Below are 21243 nucleotides of genomic sequence, written 5' to 3' on the forward strand. Positions count from 1 at the left end.
CTGCTCCTCGGTGGAGGGCATCGTGGTGGTCTCCCAGGGTCGGCCCGGCCGGTCCGACCCTGGGAGACCACCACGATGCCCTCCACCGAGGAGCAGCGGGCGAGCGCGATCGCCGCGATCCGGACCGCCCTGCGCGAAGCCGACCTGGAGTACGAGCAGCCGCACCCCGAGGCGTTCGTCGTCACCCTTCCGGGCCGGCGCAAGCTCAGGACCCTGGTCCTGCTGAACGCCGGTCCGCACAGCCTCCTGGTGAAGACCTTCTTCTGCCGCCGGCCGGACGAGAACCACGGGGAGTTCTACCGCTGGCTGCTGCGCAAGAACACCGACATGTACGGCGTCGCCTTCGCCGCCGACGAGGTCGGCGACGTCTACCTGACCGGCCGTGTGGCGCTGGAGGGCGTCACCTCGGCGGAGGTCGACCGGCTGCTCGGGTGCGTCCTCAGCTACTCCGACGACAACTTCAACGGCGCCCTGGAGCTCGGCTTCGCCTCCGCCATCCGCCGCGAGTGGGAGTGGCGCACCGGACGCGGCGAGAGCGTCCGCAACCTGGAGGCGTTCCGCCACCTGATCGGCGGCCCGGTGGGCGGCGAGGGCTGAGCCTTGCCGCCGCTCGGCGGTCCCGATTGGCATAGACCACTCCCGGACTCCGCCGCCGGGTGCCGGCGCCCGAGTCGCTAGGCTGGGCCCCATGGGGACACTGGTTCTGCTGCGACACGGCGAAAGCGTCTGGAACGCCGAAGGACTGTTCACCGGCTGGGTGGACGTCGACCTCTCCGAGAAGGGCGAGCAGGAGGCGCGCCGCGGCGGCGAACTGCTGCTCGGCGCCGACTTGCGGCCCGACATCGTGCACACCTCGCTTCTGAAGCGCGCGATCCGGACCGCCAACATCGCGCTGGAGACCGCCGACCTGCACTGGCTGCCGGTCACGCGCTCCTGGCGCCTCAACGAGCGCCACTACGGCGCCCTCCAGGGCAAGGACAAGGCCCAGACCCGCGCCGAGTTCGGCGAGGAGCAGTTCATGGTCTGGCGCCGCTCCTACGACACCCCGCCGCCCCCGCTGCCCGACGACGACAAGTACTCCCAGGCCGGCGACCGCCGCTACGCCGACCTCCCCCCGGAGCTCCTCCCGCGCACTGAGTGCCTGGCCGACGTCGTCGACCGCCTGCTGCCCTACTGGTACGACTCCATCGTCCCCGACCTCGCCGCCGGCCGCACGGTCCTCGTCGCCGCCCACGGCAACTCCCTGCGCGCCCTGGTCAAGCACCTGGACGGCATCGACGACGAGACGATCGCGGGCCTCAACATCCCGACCGGCATCCCGCTGGTCTACGACCTCAACGACGACTTCACCCCGCGCAAGACCGGCGGCGAGTACCTCGACCCGGAGGCAGCGAAGGACGCCATCGAGGCCGTGAAGAACCAGGGGAAGAAGTAGCGTCCTGGCTGATCAGGACAAGGCCGCCGACGGGGACGGGGGCGGTTCTCCGCGGAGAACCGCCCCCGTCCGCCTGTTCCCACGCACGCGGCCGGGTAGCACCGGGTGGACCGGTACGGACCGGCACCGCGAATGCGGTCTGGCCCCACGGTGCTGGGCGCTACGGCTAGGTGTGGCTCCCCGACCCCGGGCGGTGGGTGTTGTCGGACTGCTGCCCGCGAAGATGGCGTTGTGTGTCCGTCCCCGTGTCCTCCTTCGGAGCCGGCACCGCCTTTTCGCCGGGTGACGTCGTGTTGCTGGCGGCGAGGAAGGCGGGAGGAGTCGCGGCAGGGGCGCTGTGCTGGGACTTCGATTCGCCCGTGGTGGACGTCTCGCGCTGTCCCAGGCTGGCTGCCCGGATGGCTGCGAGGTCGGAGGGCGCGGTGATGACCTGTTGCCGGGCGGAGTCGGACGTCGAGTCCGCCGTCGGCGGTGGGAGGGCCGCCATGACCTGACCGTTGGGTCCCTGGACGGTGTTGGCTGGAAGGTCGCCGGGGGACCGCCCGGCGGCGAGGGGGGTCTTCATGGCGACGTCGACGAGGGCTTCGGCGCCGTGTGCCCAGGAGTAGTTGGCGAGGTGTTGGTGGGCTTGGGAGGCGGTCCTTTGGTACGCGGAGAGGTCGTCGTGGAGTTCGGCGATGTGCCGGGACCAGAGTTCGACGCGCTCGTCTCGGGGCGCGCCGAGATCCGGGACGATGGCGTGCTCGCCGACCGCGGTGGGAACCCGTCGAGGATCGGAGAAGAACTCCGCCGCGCCGCTTTCCTGGTTCACCAGCACCGGCACTCCGTGGCCGAGGGCTTCGGTGGCGACCATGCCGAAACCCTCGTGCTTGGAGGGCATGATGACGGCGTCCGCGGCTCGGACGTCGTCGATGATCTCCTGCGGGTTCTTGGTGAAGGGAAGGACGTGGATGACGCCGCGTCCGGCGATCTCGTCGAACTTGGCCTGTTCCTGGGCAAGCTGGGCTTGGTCGGCGCCGCGGATCGTGAGGCGGACGTCGTAGCCGTCCTGCCGCAGCTGACGCATGGCCCACGCCGCGTCGTCAGCGCCTTTGATGGGATCGTTGGCCCGTCCAAGGAGCAGCAGGTTCAAGGGCTGGCCGTGAACCGCTGGGCGACGGGCGACGAGTGAATGGATGTCCGTTCCCGGCACGAATTCGTGGGACGCGGGCCGCTGTTGGCTGTTTCTCGCTAGCCGCCGCACTTCATTGGTGAGGAGCGGTCCCACCCCGACCGCGAGGTCGGCCTTCTCAAGGACCGCGAGCTCGATACCGGCGTGTTCGGGTCCCTTCAGGCTGCCCTTGACTTCAGCGAGTCGTTCCGGAGACGTGTGGAGGAAATGCACAACGCGCGCATTCGGGTACCACTTCTCGCGCAACATCACTGCGGCCGGTCCGGAGAACCGTGAATGCCCCAGGATGAGGTCGAATGAATTCCTCTTCGGATTGGGTAACCCCAAGGTGCGAGGATGCCCCCGTTCGATGGCTTCCAGAAGTGCTTTTCTCTCTCCGCCGTCTTCGCCTGCGTAGGGGTTCCGAAGACGGATGATGCGGGCGTCTCCGTGGCCTTCCTCTCTGGCTGTGACCGTCAAAAGTGTCACGTCGTGTTTCTGTGAGAGTGCTTCGGTGAGCCGCTGGTTGAAAACGGGAACGCCCCCCAGGCCAGGGCCACTGACATCGGATACGAGGAGGATCCGGTACCTGTCGTCCGTGCTCATCGGCGCTCAGAACCAGTACAGGCCGCGCAGCTCGTAACCGACCCCTGATTGCAGAGCGCGGGTGAGCCAGTATCCGTCGTAGTGGATCATCCCGGAAGATCGTCCGGGATAGAGACGTGCCGCCAGCTCGTCCAGCACCTCGGCATAGAGGAGGGAGCGTGTCTTCGACATCACCAGTAGTGGGTTTGCCCCGTCCCACTGCGGCTGAGGTTCAGGTGCGACCGGGGTACGAGGAAGGCCGTCGCTGCGGAGGTGTTCCCGCCACGTAGCGGCTTCGTCCTTCAATTCCGTGAGCTCGGGGGAGTCTCCCCAGACGAGATGGCGCCCGGGATCGGCACCTGGAGCCTTTTCCCAGGCGACTTCGCGGTTGTCATCGTCCGCCAGCCGTACAAGGGTCGCTGCGGTTGGAAGGATGTCCCTGGAGACGGAGAAGTCTCGTGCCGCCCTGAGCTCCGCGTGCGAGGGGATGAGCTCGGCAGCCCGCCGAGCTGCTCGCCGGAGGTGTTCGTAGTGCTCGGCGAGGTCGGGACGGTCACTCACCTTGACGGACTCCCGCGCGATCCAAGGGGCCGTCCCCGGATGCGGCGTCGGTTCTCCCCCTGTTTCCGGGGACCGAAGAGCGTCTGCCACCTCGTGCAGCACAAGGCTGAGATCTGCGGCGTCGTCCCCGATGACGCAGGCGGGACGGCCGGGAGCCACCCGCGCATCCAGTTCGTACTGGATCCAGCCCATGTCCTTGTAGAGCGATCCGGGGAGGATGACCGAGGCGAATGGCGCGAGGCGGGAGAAGCCGTCGACGTCGATGAACTCGGTCCCAGGGTCGGCCTTGAACCGGGCTTCCCAATCCGCCGCGGCCTCACTGAAAGTAAGCGGACGGTCTTCCGTCGGGTGCCTGCGAGATATGACGTGCCGGGCGGGATCCGAGAGCCCACCAGCCTGTGGCGGATATGTCGGATCGTCTGCCAGTACGGATTCCAGGTCCAACCAGGCCCGGCGTCGGTGATCAGGCCACTTTCCTTCCTTTCGCCAAGAGTCGCCTCGCTGTAGCCACATCATCCGACCTGCGGCTGAGTACAGCCGCTCGTACTTTGCTGCCAGCGTGGAATTGTTCACCTGGACTTCCATCCTGTCTGTCTGTGCGCTGAGGATCGGCTGTGCGGAAGTTGAGGGACGAACCGCGCCGCAGTAGTCCCCGTTGTGTCGTGGCCGCCTTTGCCCTCCACCAGATCGGTGCCATCGACGTTCGACCTGCGGTTCGGGGTGTGGTTGCCTTCCGCCGGACTACATCCCCACCTGTGCCTGCCGCGGACCAGGAGCACCCCCTCTTTCGAACCTCCGCCGCCGTGCCCATCCAGGCACATTTCCCACCGACCGGACATGGGACCGGACATCGGCGTTAGTGGCCTACAACTCCGAAGAACCGGGGAAAAGTAACAGGGGACGGAGTAACAGGGGACGGAATCGTCCCAGGGGTGGTGACGCCCGGCGGATCGCCCCGCGTCAGGAAAGAGCGCCAATCCGCCAATCCGCCGGCCGGCAGGTGCGCCTGTCGTCACGCCGCATAGACCTCGACCTTCCGCCCATCCGGATCAGTCAGCACATGCCGACCGGGCCCCAAGGGCGGTTGAACAGCCGGGCCGGCGACGGCGAACCCGAGCCGGAGCGTGCTGGTCGGCCGCCGCTCGCTGGCGGGATAGATCTCGAAGACAGTGCCGTCAGCGAGCACCGCGGCGTGGTGCAGCGGGCCGTGCCGGTGCTGTTCCACCGCGAACCCGAGACCGAGCGAGCGGTAGAACGTCACGCATTCCACCATCCGTTCGGTGTAGATGACCAGGAGCGCGACGCGGGCACTTGTGGCCGGCATGGTGGTCCTCCCTCCCCCGTACGAAAGAGGTTCCGCACCGGCGCATGACAGTGGACGCCCAGTGCGCCGTGGGGCCGCACCCGGGGAGCGGCGTGCGCGGAACAGCTCGATATTCGGCCTTCGGAGGCAGGATCGCCGACACCTTGGCCGGTACCGGACAGACCAGCCGCGGAGGGGCTGCGGCTCCGGCGGCGGGCAGGTGGTTCCGCGAGACCCGCTGAAGGGAGGACGGCAGCTTCCCTTGGAGAGGTACTGCTCGTCGTGCGGCGCGAGGACGTACTGCCCGTCGCCCAGGCGGTTCGTCATGTCGGTGCCGACGTTGAGGCCGAGCGCCGCGAGTGTCAGCTCGTGCGTCCCGGTCCGCATCCGGGCAGCGATCGCCTGGATGGCGATGGTCTTGCCCTGGCCGACGTTGGTGACACGGCCGTCGTCGGTCAGTAGTGCCTCACCGGTGCGCTGATGGTCGATCCGCTCCTGCGAGCCCGGGGGTGGGGGAAGGGGGGCCGTGTTCGGAAGGAAAGTCGGGGGACATGATGGATCACGTCGGGGATAACCGGGTCGTCGGCGATGGCCTGGGCGGCGACGCGGATCGCGGCGGACAGCGCGGTGGACTCGGCGGCGGTCGGGCGCTGTCCGAGCCCGTGCGCGGTCGCCAGCAGGGCGTGCAGGAACCCGCTTCGGCGGCCGTTGATCTCCGCGCGCAGCCGCTCCTGCTCGGCGGGCGGCAGCGTGGGCAGCCGTCGGCCGAGCGGCCCGGAGTCCAGGGGGTTGATCCGGTCCAGGCCGCGGCCGATCCGTACGACCTGCCCGCCCATTTTCGACACGAGAGACGAGTACTCGCCCTTCACGTCGCCCGGGCACAGCATCTGGTAGCCCAGTCCGATGTGCCAGATCGCGAGCCGCTTGGTGATCGCGGACTTGCCGACGCCGGGCTGCCCCTGGATCCAGATGCCCGGGTTGGAGGTGATCCGGCCGACCCATCCGGCCGGATCCACGCACTGCAACTCCCCGGTCAGCAGGTCGTGGCCGAGCGGCACCCCCTCGACCGGCAGCCCGCCGGGTTCGATCCACGGGTACAGGCCGGCGACCTGGTTGGTGGTGCCGATGTGCACGTGCCCGGTTTCCACGTGGCCGGTGCGTCCAGCCGCCGGCTGGGGCCAGCCGCGGCGCGGCGCGACCACCCGGGGGCTCAACCGCGGCCCGCTCTCGCTGTTGTTCGCCATGCTTCCTGTCGTCTCAGATGTCGGCGGGGTAGATGCCGGCGATCCCCAGGCCCGTTTGGAAAGCGGCGGCCTGTCCGCCGCGGCAGAGCCGCAGCTTGAGCCGGGACTGGGCGGCGGCCTGCTCGACCTCGCGGCGCGCTTCGGCGAGCTGGCCGACCTCGTCCACGGTCGCGGTCACGAAGAACGAGAACTCCACCAGTCCCGCCCCTTGGGCCTCTTCCGCGGCGGCGCGGTGGGCGCGATCGGCGTCTGCTCGGTCGCGCGCCGACGGGTCGCGGCCGGTGCGCGACCGGTACATCTCCCGTGCGGCAGCGGAGTTCGCCTCACGCTCCAGCAGCTTGCCTGCCTGGTCGCGGGACAGGGTCCGGTACAGGATCGTCACCCGGCGCCGGTAGCGGCCCGGCGAGCACAGCGCCAGCAGCACGTCATGGGAGACGTGCTGGCGGGGCGCCTCCACCAGGCACCAGGTCATCGAGTACATGTTCTCGTGCTGGTAGTAGTCCAGGTGCTCCTCGGCGGCCACCGGCCCGGCATCGGCCCAGGTCAATGCGTCCCATGTCTCGGGGGCATCACTCGCCGCCTCAAGGGTGTGCGGATCGTAGGCCGATCGCACGATGCGCACCAGGTCGGTGGCCGAGGCACGGCGCAGGACCTCGACCCCGGCCGCCGAGAGCGCGAGCCCGCCCAAGGTCCGCAGTGTCTCGGCCACGCCGTCGTCCAGCCGTCGGACCGTGGTCACTCCGCGCGCGGGGTCGACGGTGAGCGTGAGCCGGGCGGAGACGCGCGTGAAGGCGTTCGGCGCGGCCTCGATGACCTGGTCCATGATCTCGTTCACGAGGGCCGGGGCGTCGGGGTCGCGGCGCGTCGCGACTCCGCGTTCGCCGAGCGGATCTCCCGGCTCGTGGGTTCGCACTACGTGACCGAGGCGTCGGTCTCCGACGGTCGAGGGGGCCGGAGTGTGAGCCAGTCCCGGCGTCGTGAGCTGATACTGGACGTCTCCGACGTCCGTGAGATCAGGAAGGGGACCGCCCTGCTCTTCGCCACGTCGACGCGACCGGCGCTGCTCCGGCTGAAACCCTGGTACCGGACGCGGGACGCCGAGGCGATCGCCGCGGAGCAGCGTGCCGAGGAGGCGGGCATCGCCGAGCGCGCCGGCCGGAGGCTCGCGATGTGAGTCCGGCGGCGCGCCCGGCCGGGTGGCGCCGGGGGCATGGCCGCGGCGAGCCGCGCGGGCCTGCCGACGGCATCGCAGGCCCCCGACCCGTCGGCTTCGCCGGTCGGCTCGCCCGGGCGGCCTCCGGACGGCGGGCTACCCCGCCGTCGGCTCGAACTTGTAGCCCAGCCCGCGCACCGTGACGATGAAGCGCGGGCTGCCCGGGTCCTCCTCGATCTTGGCGCGCAGGCGCTTGACGTGGACGTCCAGGGTCTTGGTGTCGCCCACGTAGTCGGCGCCCCACACGCGGTCGATGAGCTGCATGCGGGTGAGGACCCGGCCGGCGTTGCGGAGGAGGACCTCGAGGAGCTCGAACTCCTTGAGGGGGAGCTGCACGTTGTCGCCGCGCACGGTGACGACATGGCGCTCGACGTCCATGCGGACCGGGCCGGCTTCCAGGGTGGTGGGGAGGAGGGCCTCGTCCTCGCCGCGGCGGCGGAGGACGGCGCGGATGCGGGCCACCAGCTCTCTGGAGGAGAAGGGCTTGGTGACGTAGTCGTCGGCGCCCAGCTCCAGGCCGACCACCTTGTCGATCTCGCTGTCCTTGGCGGTCAGCATGATGACCGGGACGTTGGACTTCTGCCGCAGGGTCCGGCAGACCTCCGTGCCGGACAGGCCGGGGAGCATGAGGTCCAGCAGGACCAGGTCGGCGCCGGTGCGGTCGAACGTCTCCAGGGCCACCGTCCCGGTGGGCGCGACCGCGACCTCGAAGCCTTCCTTGCGTAGCAGGTAGGACAGGGCGTCGCTGTAGGACTCCTCGTCCTCGACGACGAGTACACGCGTCACTGTGGGGCCTCCCGATGGGTGATGTCAGCGGAGCGCTTCCGCTCCGGCCGCTCCGGTCGGGGCAGACGCAGCGTGAACGTCGAGCCCGAACCTTCCTTGCTCCACACCGTCACTTCGCCACGGTGGTGGGTCATGATGTGCTTGACGATGGCCAGCCCGAGCCCGGTGCCGCCGGTCGCCCGGCTGCGCGCGCCGTCGACGCGGTAGAACCGTTCGAAGATGCGTTCCAGGTCCTGCTGGGGTATTCCGATACCCTGATCCGCCACACTGATGTCCACGGTCCGGTCCGTGGTCTCGATCGTGACCGAGACACGGGTGCGCTCCGGGCTGTAGGACACGGCGTTGGCCACCAGGTTGCGCATCGCCGTCACCAGCATGCCCTCGTCGCCCATGACGACCGTGTCGGGCGCACCGCCGGAGACGAGCTCGATCTCCTTGGAGTCGGCGGCCATGCGTACGGCGTCCAGCGCCTCGTCGACGACGCTGCCGAGGTCGACCTCGTCGGGTTCCGCCAGCGGTTCGGCGCCCTGGATGCGGGACAGCGTGATGAGGTCCTGGATGACGCTGGTCAGCCGGGCCGCCTCCTGCTGCATGCGGCCGGTGAAGCGGCGTACCGCCTCCGGGTCGTCGCTCGCGTCGGCCACCGTCTCGGCGAGCAGCGACAGCGCGCCCACCGGGGTCTTCAGCTCGTGGCTGATGTTGGCGACGAAGTCGCGCCGCACCGCCTCGACCCGGCGCCGCTCCGTCTGGTCCTCGGCCAGCACGAGGACGAGGCCGGTGCCGCCGAGCGGGGCGACCCGCACCGCGAAGGACGTGGAGTCGGGGCCGAACTTGCGGACGGCCACCTCGATCTCGGTCTCGCGGATGACGCCGTCGCGGCGCACCTGGCGGGCGAGGGCCAGCAGGTCGGGGATGACCAGCTCCTCGCCCCGGACGATCCCGAACGCGCGCGCGGCCGAGCTCGCCCGCAGCACGCGGTCGGCGGAGTCGAGCACCACGGCCGAGGACGGCAGCGCGGCCAGGACCTCGGCGATACCGGAGGGCAGCTCGGACTGCGGGGCGGGTGTGGGGGTACGGCCACGGCCCGCCTCGCTGATCCTGAACGCCAGACCGGCCGCGACACCCGTCACGAGTCCGACGAGCCCGGCGAGGGCGGCGAGCAACTCCCCTTGCACAGTCCGATCGTAAGCGGGCGGAGACGCCCGTTACCCGGTTGACCATGTGTTACAACCGGGGTTCGCGGAGAATTCACCATTGCGTACGAAATGCTTCAGTTACCACCTGGGACGATGACAACCATGCGCGACACCTACCACGAGGACCTGGACGCCCTGAGCGGACGCCTCATCGAGATGACGAGACTGGCCCGCCACGCGATCGCGCGCGCCACGACCGCGCTGCTGGATGCCGACCTGGGCGCCGCGCAGGAGGTGATCTCCGGTGACGAGGAGCTGAACCGCCTCGACGAGGAGATCGAGCAGAGCACCTTTGACCTGATGGCCCGGCAGCAGCCGGTCGCCAAGGACCTCCGGACCATCATCACCGCGCTGCACATGGCGGGCGACCTCGAACGAATGGGCGACCACGCGGTGCACATCGCGAAGATCGCCCGGCGGCGGCACCCCGACTCCGCGATCCCGGCCGAGCTGCGGTCCATCGTGCTGGAGATGGGCCACCAGGCCGAGCTCCTCGTCATCAAGGCCGGCGAGGTCGTCGCCCAGCGCGACGCCGAGACCGCGCTGGAGCTCGACCGCGACGACGACCGGATGGACCAGCTCCGCCGCAAGCTGCTCAGCCGCATCCTGGACCCGGGCTGGAAGCACGGGGTGGAGGCGACGATGGACGTCACCCTGGCCGGCCGGTTCTACGAGCGCTTCGGCGACCACGCGGTGCACGTGGCGGACCACCTGGTCTACATGGTCACCGGCAGCAAGCCGAAGGACTACGAGCCGGAGGTGTAACCGCCCGGGCGGCCGGATGCCGGACGCGTGGTCCCGCGGGCCGCGGCCACGTGGACACGCGTCCGATGATTGTGGCAAAGATCACGGTAAAGACTTTCGGTGGAGTCGGAGGGCGCGGGAAACCGCGGCGTGGCGGGGCTGAGACGCATGTCTCGGCCCCGTTCGCGTTCTCCTATGTGCCGTGTCGTCACTCTCTGTGGTGGCGGGCGAGTACAGTGGAGAAGGCCCCGAAACCGGCGACGGGAACGGTTTGCGCGAGGGGTGGCAAGCACCTCGACTGTGCTTTGTCAAGACCCGAAATGCGGTGTTGACCTGCGCGTTCGTAAACCAAATAGGTACGTTAAGTCACAGATTCGTGGTACCCTTGTGTTAGCGGAAGGGGTACTTGTCACATGACTTTCAAGGTCGGCGACACCGTTGTCTACCCCCATCATGGGGCTGCTCGTATTGAGGCTATCGAGACTCGCACCATTAAAGGTGTGGATAAGACCTACCTGGTTCTGAAGGTCGACAAGGGCGATCTCACGGTACGCGTGCCCGCGGACAACGCCCAGGACGTCGGCGTCCGCGACGTGGTCGGCCAGGAGGGTCTGGACCGGGTCTTCGAGGTGCTGCGCGCACCGCACACCGAAGAGCCCACGAACTGGTCGCGGCGCTACAAGGCGAACCTGGAGAAGCTCGCCTCCGGTGACGTCAACAAGGTGGCGGAGGTCGTGCGCGACCTCTGGCGGCGCGACAAGGAACGCGGACTTTCCGCCGGTGAAAAGCGAATGCTCGCGAAAGCCCGGCAGATTCTGGTGAGCGAACTCGCTCTCGCCGAAAAGACCAATGAGGACAAGGCCGAGGCACTTCTCGACGAAGTTCTCACCAACTGAGAACAAATTCATTCGATGCGTGATATGCCACGGGTGGGCGTCGGAACGGACGTCCACCCATTCGCTTCGGGGCGCCCCCTTTTCCTCGCCGGGCTCGAATGGCCGGGCGAGGACGGTGTGAGCGGCCACTCCGACGGTGACGTCGCGGCGCACGCCGCGTGCGACGCCCTGCTGTCGGCCTGCGGGCTGGGTGACCTGGGCGCCCAGTTCGGCACGTCGGACCCCGCCTGGCACGGAGCGTCCGGGCCGGCGCTGCTCACCGAGACCGCGGCCCGGGTGCGGGCGGCCGGCTTCGAGATCGGCAATGTCGCGGTGCAGATCATCAGCAACCGGCCGAAGTTCGCCCCCCGGCGTGCCGAGGCCGAGAAGGTGCTCTCCGAGGCCGTCGGGGCGCCGGTGACGGTGTCGGCCACCACCACTGACGGCCTGGGGCTCACGGGGCGGGGCGAGGGCATCGCGGCCGTCGCCACGGCGCTGTGCGTGCCGGTGGCCCCCGTCTAGGACCATCCCCGCGCAGGTACACCTCGACGACGATCGCCGCCGCCCGGACGGGCGGCGGCGATCGTCGTGCTGGTCAGTCCCGCGGCGGCAGCGGCTCGCTGCGGACCCGCCAGGACGGCGGCTCCGGCGGGACCGCGCCGGCCGTGCGGGTGTGCCGGGGCTTGCTCACCATGGGGCGCTTGCGGGGCAGCGCGAAGGAGCGCTGCGGCTCGGTGGGGACGTCCGCGGCGGACGGCGCGGCCGCCGGATCCGGTGACGGAGCGCTTCCGGGCGCCTCGGCGGCGGAGGTTTCCGGCTCGACCAGGGCCGCCCGCTTGATCGGGTTGTCCGGTCCGCTGGGAACCCGCCGCGGCAGGCCGCCGCCCTCCGCCGTGGCTCCGGCCTCCCCACCGGGATCGTCCGAGGGCGCGGCCGCCGGACCGGCTGCCGGCGACGACGGGGGTTCCGCGCTATCGGTCGCGGGACCGGCGGCCGGGGCCGGCCGGCCGGGTGCGGCAGCCGCCGGCCGGAACAGCGCGGGTTCCCCGCTCGCGCCGCTGTCCTCGGCCGCCGGTTCGGCTGCGGGCTCGAGTGCCGGCCGGACGGGGTCCGGAGAGAGCGGACGGGCGTCGCCGGGTGCCGGGGCTGGGTCTGGCTCGGGGGCGCGGGCGGCGTCCGGCCGGGTGGGCTCGGCGGCACCGGCCTCCTCCGCCCGCTCGGCGGGGCGGGGGTCCTCGCCGGGTCCGGACGGACCGGTCCGCCGGCTCCGGCCACGCGCGGCGGCGTGGGAGCGGCCGGAGCGTTCCCCGCGCAGGTGGACGATCACCCACAGCCAGATGCGGAACGCCACGAGCAGGGCCGCCCACGGGGCCACCGCCACCGCGACTACGGCCACCGCCTCGACGAGCCGGTACCCCAGAGCGTGCAGCGTGCTCGCCCCGGCCGAGAGCGCGATCAGGGCGACGATCAGCAGGTCCACCCAGATCCGCCGCCGCCGCGGCGCGTCGCGCAGCAGGTAGGTGGTCCAGAACGCCATGAGCAGCAGCAGCGTGAAGACGCCCGGGAACAGGTGGGCGGCGTTCTCGTCGACGTTGCCCTGCAGCGCGATCTGGTAGATGCCGTTGTAGGAGAGCAGGACCGCGCACGCCGCGATCACCAGGACACCGAGGCCGGTGAGCGAGATGGCGACGATCCGGGAGCCGGTCTCCGGCTTCCGGGGCGCGGGGCGCGGACCGGGACTCTTCGGGGAGGTGTGAGGGGCCATCGTGCGCAGCAGGGTAGCCCAGCGGACCATGCGAGCACGAGGACAGATCGGAAACCGGGGTATCCCGCCGCAACGCGGACGGGCGAACCGGCACATGACCGCGCAGGTCGGCCGCGGTCCCGGGTGGCCGGCCGAGACGCCGGACACCTTCCGGGAGCGCCGGGGCGCGGCCCCCGCGGAGGGCGGCCCGCCGGGGGCGGCCGGCGGCGCGGCGCTTCGCTCCGGGGGCCGCCGCAGGTCGCCCCGGCGGAGGGGGAGCGATGTTCCCCTGGTATCCGGCTTTCACTCCGTGGCGGGTGCCATAGCGGCTACCCTGGCACTGTGAGCCTGCGCTTCTACGACACCCGAGCCCGCACGGTCCGCGAATTCACGCCCCTGCACGAGGGTCGCGTCTCGCTGTACCTGTGTGGCGCCACGGTGCAGGCGCCGCCGCACATCGGCCACATCCGCTCCGGGGTGAACTTCGACATCCTGCGGCGCTGGCTCACCCACAAGGGGTACCGGGTCACCCTCTGCCGCAACGTCACGGACATCGACGACAAGATCATCAATGTCGCGCGGTCCGAGGGCGTCGCGTGGTGGGAGGTGAGCGAGCGCAACCAGCGGGCCTTCACCTGGGCCTACGACACACTCGGCTGCCTGCCGCCCACCGTCGAGCCGCGGGCGACCGGCCACGTGCCCGAGATGGTCGAGCTCATGGCCCGCCTGATCGACCGCGGCCACGCCTATGCCGCCGCGGACGGCTCCGGCGACGTCTACTTCGACGTCCGGTCCTTCCCCGACTACGGGGCGCTGTCCAACCAGCGCGTCGACCAGATGCGCGGCGCCGCCGACAGCGCGGACGAGCGCGCCAAGCGCGACCCGCGGGACTTCGCCCTGTGGAAGGGCGCCCGGCCCGGCGAGCCCAGCTGGCCCACGCCGTGGGGAGCGGGGCGCCCGGGGTGGCACCTGGAGTGCTCGGCGATGGCCACCAAGTACCTGGGCCCCGCGTTCGACATCCACGGCGGCGGCCTGGACCTGGTCTTCCCCCACCACGAGAACGAGGTCGCGCAGTCCAACGCGGCGGGCGACGGGTTCGCCCGCTACTGGCTGCACAACGGCCTGCTCACCATGGGTGGCGAGAAGATGAGTAAGTCGCTCGGCAACTCGCTGCTCATCCCCGAGATCGTGCGCAAGGTCAGGCCGGTCGAGCTGCGGTACTACCTCGGGCAGGCGCACTACCGCTCGGTCATCGACTACTCCGACGAGGCGCTGCTGGAGGCGGCGGCCGCCTACCAGCGCATCGAGGGCTTCCTGGTGCGCGCCGGCGAGGTGGTGGGCGAGGTGGCCCCGGCGGCCGAGGTGCCCGCGGAGTTCGCCGCCGCGCTCGACGACGACCTGGGCGTGTCCCCGGCGCTCGCCGTCGTGCACGGCCACGTCCGCGAGGGCAACTCCGCGTTGACCGAGGGGCGCAAGGAGCGGGTCGCCGACCTCGCCGGCCAGCTGCGGGCGATGCTCGGTGTCCTCGGCCTCGATCCGCTGTCCGGGCAGTGGGGCGGCACGGAGGACACCGCCGGCCTGCGCGACGTCGTCGACGCGCTGGTCTCGGTGGCGCTGGAGCAGCGGCAGGCCGCCCGGGCGCGCAAGGACTACGCCGCGGCCGACCTCATCCGCGACCGGCTCGGCGCGGCCGGGATCGTGGTCGAGGACACCCCGCACGGCCCGCGGTGGGAACTCCGGCGAGGCTAGGCGGCTGTCCGTCAGACACGCCCGGGCCGGCGACATCCATAGACTGGACATGTGGGCCGCGACCGTCACCGGTCGCGGCTCAGCGGCGTGCACGCGCGCGAAGAGACGGAAGGACGACGGCCGATGCCGGCGAACAAGAGCAAGAAGGGCCCGACCAAGGGCAGTGGCGGCAAGGGGCGCCGCGCGCTCGAGGGCAAGAAGGGAACCCTGCCCGCCGAGCAGCGGCACTGGTACGCCGACAAGCAGCGGGCTCGCGACGTCGAGCGGACGGAGCGTCGGGGTGCCGCACCATCCGGCGGCGCCGCTCGGGGCGGCGGCCGCCGCGACGGCGGCCAGGAGTTGCTGATCGGGCGCAACCCGGTGGTCGAGGCGCTGCGTGCGGGGGTGCCCGCGACCCGGCTGTTCCTGGTGAACAGCCTCGACAAGGACGACCGCATCACGGAGGCGGCGAAGCTCGCCGGCGCCGCGGGGATCGAGATCCACGAGGTGACCAGGCCGGAGCTGGACCGCCGGTGCGACAGCAACGGACAGCCCGACGCGGTCCACCAGGGGATCGCGCTGCAGGTGCCGCCGTACCGCTACCGGGACGCCGAGGACCTGCTCGACGCGGCCGCGGAGACCGGGCGGCCCGCGCTGATCGTGGCCCTCGACGGCGTGACCGACCCGCACAACCTGGGTGCGGTCGCCCGCTCCGCGGCGGCCTTCGGCGCGCACGGCCTGCTGATCCCCGAGCGGCGCTCCGCCGGCGTGACCATGTCGGCGTGGAAGACCTCGGCGGGGACGCTGGCCCGGCTGCCCGTGGCCCAGGCCACCAACCTGACCCGGACCCTCGAGGCCTACAAGAAGGCCGGCGTGTTCGTCGTCGGCCTGGACGCCGGTGGCGACACCCCGTTGGACGGGCTGCCGTTCGCGACCGACCCGCTGGTGATCGTGGTCGGCTCGGAGGGGCGGGGGCTGTCGCGGCTGGTGCGCGCCACCTGCGACGCGGTGGCGAGCATCCCGATCAGCGGCGCGGAGTCGCTGAACGCCTCCGTGGCCGCCGGGGTGGCCCTCTACGAGGTGGCCCGCCGCCGCTCGTCCGGTCAGGGACGGTGAACCGGTAGCATTCCCCTGGGTGTCTCGACACCGGCCGGCGTAGCTCAATTGGCAGAGCAGCCGCCTTGTAAGCGGCAGGTTAGGGGTTCAAGTCCCCTCGTCGGCTCCACCCCCGTTGAGGTGCGGGTCCAGGAGAGCGCCAGGAATCCCGTGCTGGCCGCACCGCTGCCACAGCAGCCGCTTGTCGCGCGCCGCCCACCCGGGCTGGCACCCCCGGGGCGTGCGGGCCGCGTCTGGTCCCGCACGTCGGTCCTTCACCAGCCACCTCCGGCCTGCCTGGCGCGCCGGCGGGACCGCCAGGAGGTACCGGGCGGCGGCACCGAGGTCCGGGCAGGAGCGGGGGCACCTCCGCACCGCCTTGACGCTGGCTGCGCGGCTGCGGCCCGCTGGTCATGCCTCCGGCGAGCGGGTGTGCACGGGATGCGTGACGGCGGGAGCGCCGCCGCGGTCGGGGCTGGTGGCCCGCGCCCGCCGCGGCAGATACCCCGCCGACCGTGCCCTGGGCCGGAGCGCCACCGTGACCGCGCGCCCGGGACCCGGAGCAGGGGCAGCCGCGTCACTCCATCTGGATGACGTTCTGGCGGATGGCGTAGATCGCCGCCTCCATCCGGGAATGGAGCTGGAGCTTCTCCAGGATGTTGCGGACGTGATTCTTCACGGTGTTGTCCGAGATCACCAGCTGCTTGGCGATCTCGCGGTTGCTCAGCCCGCGTGCCACCAGGCGGAGCACCTCCATCTCGCGGTCGGTGAGGCGGGGCGCCGCCGCCTGCTCCGCCCGGCCGCCGCCCTGCCGCGCGAGGGTGGTGAACTCCGTGATGAGCTTGGTGGCCATCGACGGATTGATGAAGGACTGGCCGCCGGAGACGGCGCGCACCGCGTCGGGCAGCTCGTCCACGCTGATGGTCTTCAGCAGGTATCCGGTGGCTCCGGCCTTGAGGGCGTCGAAGAGGTCGTCCTCCTCGTCGCTGATGGTGAGCATCACGATCTTGGCGCTGGGGACGGCGTTCTTGATGCCGGTGCAGGCGTCGATGCCGCTGGTGCGGGGCATGCGCACGTCCATGAGGACGACGTCGGGCAGCAGGTCGCCGGCCTGCCGGACGGCCTGCTCGCCGTCGCCGGCCTCGCCCACGACGTCGATGTCGGCCTCCTCCGCGAGGACGGAGACCGATGCCCGATTCTTTTTCCCGGTTGCGAAGAGCGTCCCCGGAGGACGGCTCCCTGGGGCGGTCCGAGGCTCACCCGCCGAGGGGGGGTCAGCGGCCGCGGTGGCGGCCGGTGGCGGCGTCGACGGGTCCGGTCCGGGAGCTCGGAGGTCAGCGTCCGCCCGGCGGACGGCCGAGGCCGGCCCGGCCCGCTCCGGGTGCGGCGGTCCGACCGTGCGCGCGCCGCTCCGGAGCAGCCGAAAATTCGCTGTCCCGAATACGCGGTGTGCACGGTGGTCGGGATTGCGGGCGATGCGTCGGAAATGTGTGTCCGGTGTCACAAGCCTGGTGGTTGTGGTGATTCCGCCGTGGGATTCCGCTCTCGGGGTATTAGGGACGGCACTGTCCGTTGCGGAATCGTTCTTCGGAGGTCCTGGCAAACCACAGGTTCGGTATTTCGGTCCCCGGTTTCGGTCCCGGAGGGTTTCCGCAGGCCCGGTCGCCGGGTGACGATTGTGCTTCGGACGGGTATCGGCCGAACGGGGGTAGCGGCAGCGAGGAGGGGCACATGCGGGACGGTGACTGGGTCGCGCAGACCGGAACGGAGATCCGCGGCGTCCTCAAGGTGATGGTGGACGCCGAGTGGCTGCCCGGCGGTGTGGCGGTCGTGGGCACCGGCAGCATGTGGGAGTTCGTCGCCGTCGGCCGGATCTCGGCCGAGTGCGGTGACGCCCCGGCGGCGCCGGACGTGCGCTACGACGCCGCGAGCCTGACCAAGGTGATGGCCACCTGGCCGCTGGTCGGCCGGGCGGTGGCCGAGGGGATCGTCGACCTCGACGAACCGGTGTCCCGGTACGTGCCGGGCGGCCCCTACGCCGGCGGGTCGGTGACCGTCCGCCAGATCCTCACCCACACCTCCCGGCTGAACCCGGTGACCTGGCTGGAACGCTACGTGGGCACGGAGCAGGACCTCGCCGAGGCGATCCTGTCCGAACCGCTCGACGAGGAGGGGTACCGCTACATCGACCGCGGCTTCATCCTCCTCGGGCTGCTGCTGGAGCGGCTGCTCGGCGACCCGCTGGACCGGCTCGCCACGGAGATGTGGCGCGGCACCGGAATGGCGGCCACCACCTACGGGCCGCTGCCCCGGGGCGCCGGCGTCGCGCCCACCGAGCGGCGCATCCCCGGCACGGGGCCGGTGTGGGGCGTGGTGCACGACGAGGCGGCTGCGCTCATGGGCGGGGTCGCGGGGCACGCGGGCGTGTTCACCACCGCCACCGACCTCGGGTGCTACGCGCGCGAACTGCTCCGGGTCTACTCCGGTGAGCAGGGGCCGAGCCTGTTCGCCCGGTTCGTCCGGCAGAGCTGGCAGCCCTACGTGGCGGTCGAGGAGGGGCTCTCGCGGGGGCTGGGCTGGCTCGTGAACGACGACGGCCTCGTGTACCACAACGGCTACACGGGCACCAGCCTGTTCCTGCACCCCGAGACCGGACGCTACGTCGGACTGCTCACCAACGCCGTCCACCACGGCCGCCGCCGCACCGGCCTGTTCGACCTGCGCGCCGCCGTGCGCGCCGCGTTCACCGACTGAGCCGCCGTCCCCGCGGGTGCCTCACTTACGGGAGCGCGCGGCGCGGTGCGCGCCGCGGCGGCTCGGCGCCTCGGGCTCCGGAGCCGGCGCCTCCTCGCGCGGCGGAAGGCCGTAGGGGTTGGCCATGCTGCGGCGCACCGCCAGCACGCCGGCGACCAGCAGGCCCAGCACCAGCACGCCGCCGCCCGCCCACAGCGTCCAGGCCGGCACCGGCAGACCGCCGTCGGCCTCCTCGGCGAGGGCGGGGTCGAACGGCGGCACGTCCTGGGCGGCGTCCTCGGCCGCGGCGAGGGCGCCGGGCACGTTCAGCAGGCCCGCGCCGTGGCCCGGCTGCCCCTGCGTGCCGGCGGCCGGCCGGGCCCCCGACACGATCGCCTCGGTCACCTGCTCCGGGCGGAGCTGCGGGAACTCGGCGCGGACCAGGGCGGCCGCGCCGGCGGCGAACGCGGCCGCCGCGGCGGTGCCGTCGGCCTCGGTGTAGCCGCCGCCGGCCGCGACGGTCGGGACCGCCGCACCGGGCGCGGTCAGGGCGATGCTCTCCTGGCGGCTGGAGGAGGCCGTGAGCTGGCCGCCCTCACTGACGGCGCCGACGGCCAGCACGCCGTCGTAGCCGCCCGGGTACTCCGGGCCGGGACCGCCGCCGTCGCCGCCCGGGGCCACGACGACCACTCCGTGCTCGACGGCGAAGGTGACGGCCTGCTGCTCGGCGTCGCTGGCACCGGCGCCCTCGCCGGCCGGCAGGGCGATGACCTGGGCGCCCTGGTTGACCGCGTAGCGGACCCCCTGGGCGAGCGCGTCGGCGCGGGCGGCCGGGTCGCCCGCCTGCGGATCGCCGGCCTCGGGGGCGACCCGGACCGACAGGATGTTCGCGGCGGGCGCGACCCCCATGACGCCGCCCGAGTGCTCGCGGCCGTGTCCGTTGGCGGCGATGATCCCGGCCAGCATGGTGCCGCGGTGGCCGTAGTGCTCGTCGCCCGGTGCGAGGTCCTGGCCGGTGTAGTCGGTGCCGACCGTCACCTTGTCGGCGAGGTCGGGGTGGGTGTCGTCGACACCGGTGTCCAGCACCGCCACGGTGACTCCGGCGCCCTCGGTGCGCTCCCACGCCTCGGCGGCGCCGACCGCGTCGAGGCTCCACTGGGCCACCCGCAGGTCCTGCTGGGCGGTGTCCGCCAGTGCGGGGGCCGGGGCGAGGAGGCCGAGCCCGACGACCGCCGCACAGCTTCCCAACGCGACGGACATGCCGGGCGTCCTCGTGTGCATGGCGATGCTTCCCTCCCGCGTTCCGCCGGCCGCCCGGCGCGGTGCCGCCGGGCCCATGGGCGGTCGTCATTCTGCCATGCGCGCGGGCCCGGCTCCCGGGGAAGCCGCCAGCACCGCCCGGCTGCGCGGACGGGGCTCCGGCCGTGGCAACGTGGAAGGCGCGCGGTGCCTTCGGCGCGCGCCGCTCCCTGGCCGGGCCCGACCGGGGGAGGGGCAGGCGTCGGTGACCGCGGTGGTCGATCACCCGAGCGCGCCTCCTCATGCGAGGTCGCGAGTCGCTACCATAAGTCGCGCCAATCCGGACGAGGAGGCGCCCAATGTCAGATGTCGGGCCATTCATGAGAGAACCGTCCGATTCCCCGGCGGACGGGACGTCCGCCGCCGAGACCGGGCGGTCCGCTCCCGAGCTCGCCGAACGCGAGCAGCGCATTCTCGCCTTCGAACGCCAGTGGTGGAAGCTCGAAGGCTCCAAGGAGCAGGCCATCCGCGCGGAGTTTGGCTTCTCCGCCACACGCTACTACCAGCTGCTCAACGGCCTCATTGAGAACCCCGCCGCGCTGGCGCACGACCCGATGACCGTCAAGCGGCTGCGCCGGCTGCGTGCCAACCGCCGCCGCCAGCGCACCGCCCGTATGCTGGGCATCCAGCTCTAGGGAGTCCGTCCCCGGCGGCCACCCGGCGCCGACCCCCAGCCGGCCGGATCCTCGGCGAGCGATCCGGCGACGAGAGGCAGGCCGTATGACTCTGCCGCGACCGCGCACTCCGGAGGGAGCGGCCGCCCTGGACCGGCTGCTCGCCGACCCCTCCGGTGCGGTGCTCGCGTTCGACTTCGACGGCACCCTGGCGCCCATCGTCCCCGATCCGCGGGACGCCCGGGCGTACCCCGGTGCAGCCGCTGTGCTGGCCCGCCTGTCGCCGCTGGTGGGCGGGATCGCCATCGTCACCGGCCGGCCGGCGGCGGTCGCGGTCGAGTACGGCGGGTTCGACGGGGGCGCGGTGCCCGGTCTCACGGTGCTCGGCCAGTACGGCAGGGAGCGCTGGGCCGACGGCCGGCTGACCGTCCCCGAACCGCCCCCCGGAGTCGCGGCGGCCCGGGCGGAGCTCCCGCGCCTGCTGGAGCGGCTGGCGGCCCCGCAGGGGACCTGGATCGAGGACAAGGAGCACGCGCTCGCCGTCCACACCCGCCGCACGGCCGACCCCGACGGGGCGCTCGACCTGCTGCGCGAACCGCTCGCCGGCCTCGCCGGCCGCGCGGGACTGGCCCTGGAGCCGGGCCGCATGGTCATCGAGCTGCGTCCGCCGGGCATGGACAAGGGCGTCGCGCTGACCGGCCTCGTGGCGGAACGCGGCGCGACCTCCCTGCTGTACGCGGGGGACGACCTCGGGGACCTCGCCGCGTTCGACGCGGTACGCGAGCTCCGGGACACCGGTGTGGCCGGGCTCACCGTGTGCAGCGGGTCCGACGAGGTCGCGGAGCTGGCCGACCGGGCGGACCTGGTCGTCGACGGCCCGGCGGGCGTGGTGGGCCTGCTCACCGAACTCGCCGCCGCGCTGGGCGGCTGATCCGGTC

The 21243-nt window shown here is 71.9% G+C and carries 21 protein-coding genes, 1 tRNA gene and 1 pseudogene; 13 read left to right on the plus strand and 10 right to left on the minus strand.

Annotation, left to right across the window (positions count from 1 at the left end; translation table 11 throughout):
* Positions 1-75: 75 nt before the first annotated feature.
* Positions 76-597 (plus strand): type III secretion system chaperone family protein, encoded by a 522-nt coding sequence (locus DEF28_RS07075; RefSeq protein ID WP_114396945.1) that lies wholly within the window; start codon positions 76-78, stop codon positions 595-597.
* Between the two features lie 91 nt (positions 598-688).
* Positions 689-1435 (plus strand): phosphoglyceromutase, encoded by a 747-nt coding sequence (locus DEF28_RS07080; RefSeq protein ID WP_114396906.1) that lies wholly within the window; start codon positions 689-691, stop codon positions 1433-1435.
* A 166-nt stretch (positions 1436-1601) separates the two neighbouring features.
* On the opposite strand, the gene DEF28_RS07085 is transcribed toward DEF28_RS07080, so the two are convergent.
* The 3 genes from DEF28_RS07085 to DEF28_RS07095 form a co-directional block, all read right to left on the minus strand.
* A complete protein-coding gene (locus DEF28_RS07085) occupies positions 1602-3191 on the minus strand; it encodes a glycosyltransferase family 4 protein (RefSeq protein ID WP_114396907.1) in 1590 nt (529 codons plus the stop codon).
* 6 nt (positions 3192-3197) lie between these two features.
* A complete protein-coding gene (locus DEF28_RS07090) occupies positions 3198-4304 on the minus strand; it encodes a hypothetical protein (RefSeq protein ID WP_147280077.1) in 1107 nt (368 codons plus the stop codon).
* Positions 4305-4743: 439 nt separating this feature from the next.
* A complete protein-coding gene (locus DEF28_RS07095) occupies positions 4744-5055 on the minus strand; it encodes a VOC family protein (RefSeq protein WP_114396946.1) in 312 nt (103 codons plus the stop codon).
* Between the two features lie 261 nt (positions 5056-5316).
* Here DEF28_RS07095 and DEF28_RS27470 point away from each other — a divergent pair, with 261 nt between their 5' ends.
* Positions 5317-5496, plus strand: a complete 180-nt coding sequence (locus DEF28_RS27470) for a hypothetical protein (protein WP_158562772.1) — start codon at positions 5317-5319, stop codon at positions 5494-5496.
* Here DEF28_RS27470 and DEF28_RS07105 read toward each other — a convergent pair.
* Positions 5490-6278: a hypothetical protein gene (locus DEF28_RS07105; RefSeq protein WP_181874240.1), complete on the minus strand. Its 789-nt coding sequence runs from the start codon at positions 6276-6278 to the stop codon at positions 5490-5492. The two genes, DEF28_RS27470 and DEF28_RS07105, sit on opposite strands and share 7 nt — an antisense overlap.
* A gap of 13 nt (positions 6279-6291) precedes the next feature.
* The gene (locus tag DEF28_RS07110; RefSeq protein WP_114396909.1) at positions 6292-7191 is read right to left on the minus strand and encodes an SCO6880 family protein; all 900 of its coding nucleotides are present in this window, start codon (positions 7189-7191) and stop codon (positions 6292-6294) included.
* A gap of 45 nt (positions 7192-7236) precedes the next feature.
* On the opposite strand from DEF28_RS07110, the gene DEF28_RS07115 reads away from it, so the two are divergent.
* Positions 7237-7452: a hypothetical protein gene (locus DEF28_RS07115; RefSeq protein ID WP_114396910.1), complete on the plus strand. Its 216-nt coding sequence runs from the start codon at positions 7237-7239 to the stop codon at positions 7450-7452.
* A gap of 135 nt (positions 7453-7587) precedes the next feature.
* Here the strand turns inward: DEF28_RS07115 and DEF28_RS07120 are convergent, their stop codons facing one another.
* Both DEF28_RS07120 and DEF28_RS07125 read right to left on the minus strand, forming a co-directional pair.
* Complete coding sequence (locus DEF28_RS07120; RefSeq protein ID WP_114396911.1) at positions 7588-8277, minus strand: response regulator transcription factor; 690 nt, start codon at positions 8275-8277, stop codon at positions 7588-7590.
* Positions 8274-9452, minus strand: coding sequence for a sensor histidine kinase (locus tag DEF28_RS07125; RefSeq protein ID WP_114396912.1), 1179 nt, complete (start codon positions 9450-9452; stop codon positions 8274-8276). Before DEF28_RS07125 ends, DEF28_RS07120 begins: the two co-directional genes overlap by 4 nt.
* A gap of 123 nt (positions 9453-9575) precedes the next feature.
* Between DEF28_RS07125 and phoU the strand changes: the two genes are divergently transcribed.
* The 3 genes from phoU to ispF all read left to right on the plus strand — a co-directional run bounded on the left by phoU (position 9576) and on the right by ispF (position 11614).
* Positions 9576-10238 (plus strand): phosphate signaling complex protein PhoU, encoded by a 663-nt coding sequence (phoU, locus tag DEF28_RS07130; RefSeq protein ID WP_114396913.1) that lies wholly within the window; start codon positions 9576-9578, stop codon positions 10236-10238.
* Between the two features lie 392 nt (positions 10239-10630).
* The gene (locus tag DEF28_RS07135; RefSeq protein ID WP_114396914.1) at positions 10631-11113 is read left to right on the plus strand and encodes a CarD family transcriptional regulator; all 483 of its coding nucleotides are present in this window, start codon (positions 10631-10633) and stop codon (positions 11111-11113) included.
* A 24-nt stretch (positions 11114-11137) separates the two neighbouring features.
* Complete coding sequence (ispF, locus tag DEF28_RS07140; RefSeq protein ID WP_181874243.1) at positions 11138-11614, plus strand: 2-C-methyl-D-erythritol 2,4-cyclodiphosphate synthase; 477 nt, start codon at positions 11138-11140, stop codon at positions 11612-11614.
* 73 nt (positions 11615-11687) lie between these two features.
* On the opposite strand, the gene DEF28_RS07145 is transcribed toward ispF, so the two are convergent.
* The gene (locus DEF28_RS07145) at positions 11688-12857 is read right to left on the minus strand and encodes a DUF2637 domain-containing protein (RefSeq protein ID WP_158562773.1); all 1170 of its coding nucleotides are present in this window, start codon (positions 12855-12857) and stop codon (positions 11688-11690) included.
* Positions 12858-13178: 321 nt separating this feature from the next.
* Between DEF28_RS07145 and cysS the strand changes: the two genes are divergently transcribed.
* The 3 genes from cysS to DEF28_RS07160 all read left to right on the plus strand — a co-directional run bounded on the left by cysS (position 13179) and on the right by DEF28_RS07160 (position 15789).
* Entirely contained in the window at positions 13179-14585 is a 1407-nt protein-coding gene (gene cysS / locus DEF28_RS07150) for a cysteine--tRNA ligase (RefSeq protein ID WP_114396917.1), read from the plus strand.
* A gap of 123 nt (positions 14586-14708) precedes the next feature.
* On the plus strand, positions 14709-15680 hold the full coding sequence (rlmB, locus tag DEF28_RS07155) for a 23S rRNA (guanosine(2251)-2'-O)-methyltransferase RlmB (RefSeq protein WP_114396918.1): 972 nt from the start codon (positions 14709-14711) through the stop codon (positions 15678-15680).
* 33 nt (positions 15681-15713) lie between these two features.
* A tRNA-Thr gene (locus tag DEF28_RS07160) sits at positions 15714-15789 on the plus strand.
* Positions 15790-16236: 447 nt separating this feature from the next.
* Here the strand turns inward: DEF28_RS07160 and DEF28_RS07165 are convergent.
* Positions 16237-16854: pseudogene (locus DEF28_RS07165) on the minus strand (LuxR C-terminal-related transcriptional regulator); the annotation flags it as partial.
* 536 nt (positions 16855-17390) lie between these two features.
* On the opposite strand from DEF28_RS07165, the gene DEF28_RS07170 reads away from it, so the two are divergent.
* The gene (locus DEF28_RS07170; RefSeq protein ID WP_114396919.1) at positions 17391-18413 is read left to right on the plus strand and encodes a serine hydrolase domain-containing protein; all 1023 of its coding nucleotides are present in this window, start codon (positions 17391-17393) and stop codon (positions 18411-18413) included.
* A 21-nt stretch (positions 18414-18434) separates the two neighbouring features.
* Here DEF28_RS07170 and DEF28_RS07175 read toward each other — a convergent pair whose 3' ends face one another.
* The gene (locus DEF28_RS07175) at positions 18435-19652 is read right to left on the minus strand and encodes a S8 family serine peptidase (protein ID WP_158562774.1); all 1218 of its coding nucleotides are present in this window, start codon (positions 19650-19652) and stop codon (positions 18435-18437) included.
* 359 nt (positions 19653-20011) lie between these two features.
* Between DEF28_RS07175 and DEF28_RS07180 the strand changes: the two genes are divergently transcribed.
* Both DEF28_RS07180 and otsB read left to right on the plus strand, forming a co-directional pair.
* A complete protein-coding gene (locus DEF28_RS07180; protein ID WP_233515143.1) occupies positions 20012-20326 on the plus strand; it encodes a DUF3263 domain-containing protein in 315 nt (104 codons plus the stop codon).
* An 85-nt stretch (positions 20327-20411) separates the two neighbouring features.
* Positions 20412-21236 (plus strand): trehalose-phosphatase, encoded by an 825-nt coding sequence (gene otsB, locus DEF28_RS07185; RefSeq protein WP_114396922.1) that lies wholly within the window; start codon positions 20412-20414, stop codon positions 21234-21236.
* The last annotated feature ends 7 nt before the right edge of the window (positions 21237-21243 follow it).

Source organism: Marinitenerispora sediminis, from assembly GCF_003336425.1.
In the GTDB taxonomy this organism is placed as follows: Bacteria; Actinomycetota; Actinomycetes; order Streptosporangiales; family Streptosporangiaceae; genus Marinitenerispora; species Marinitenerispora sediminis.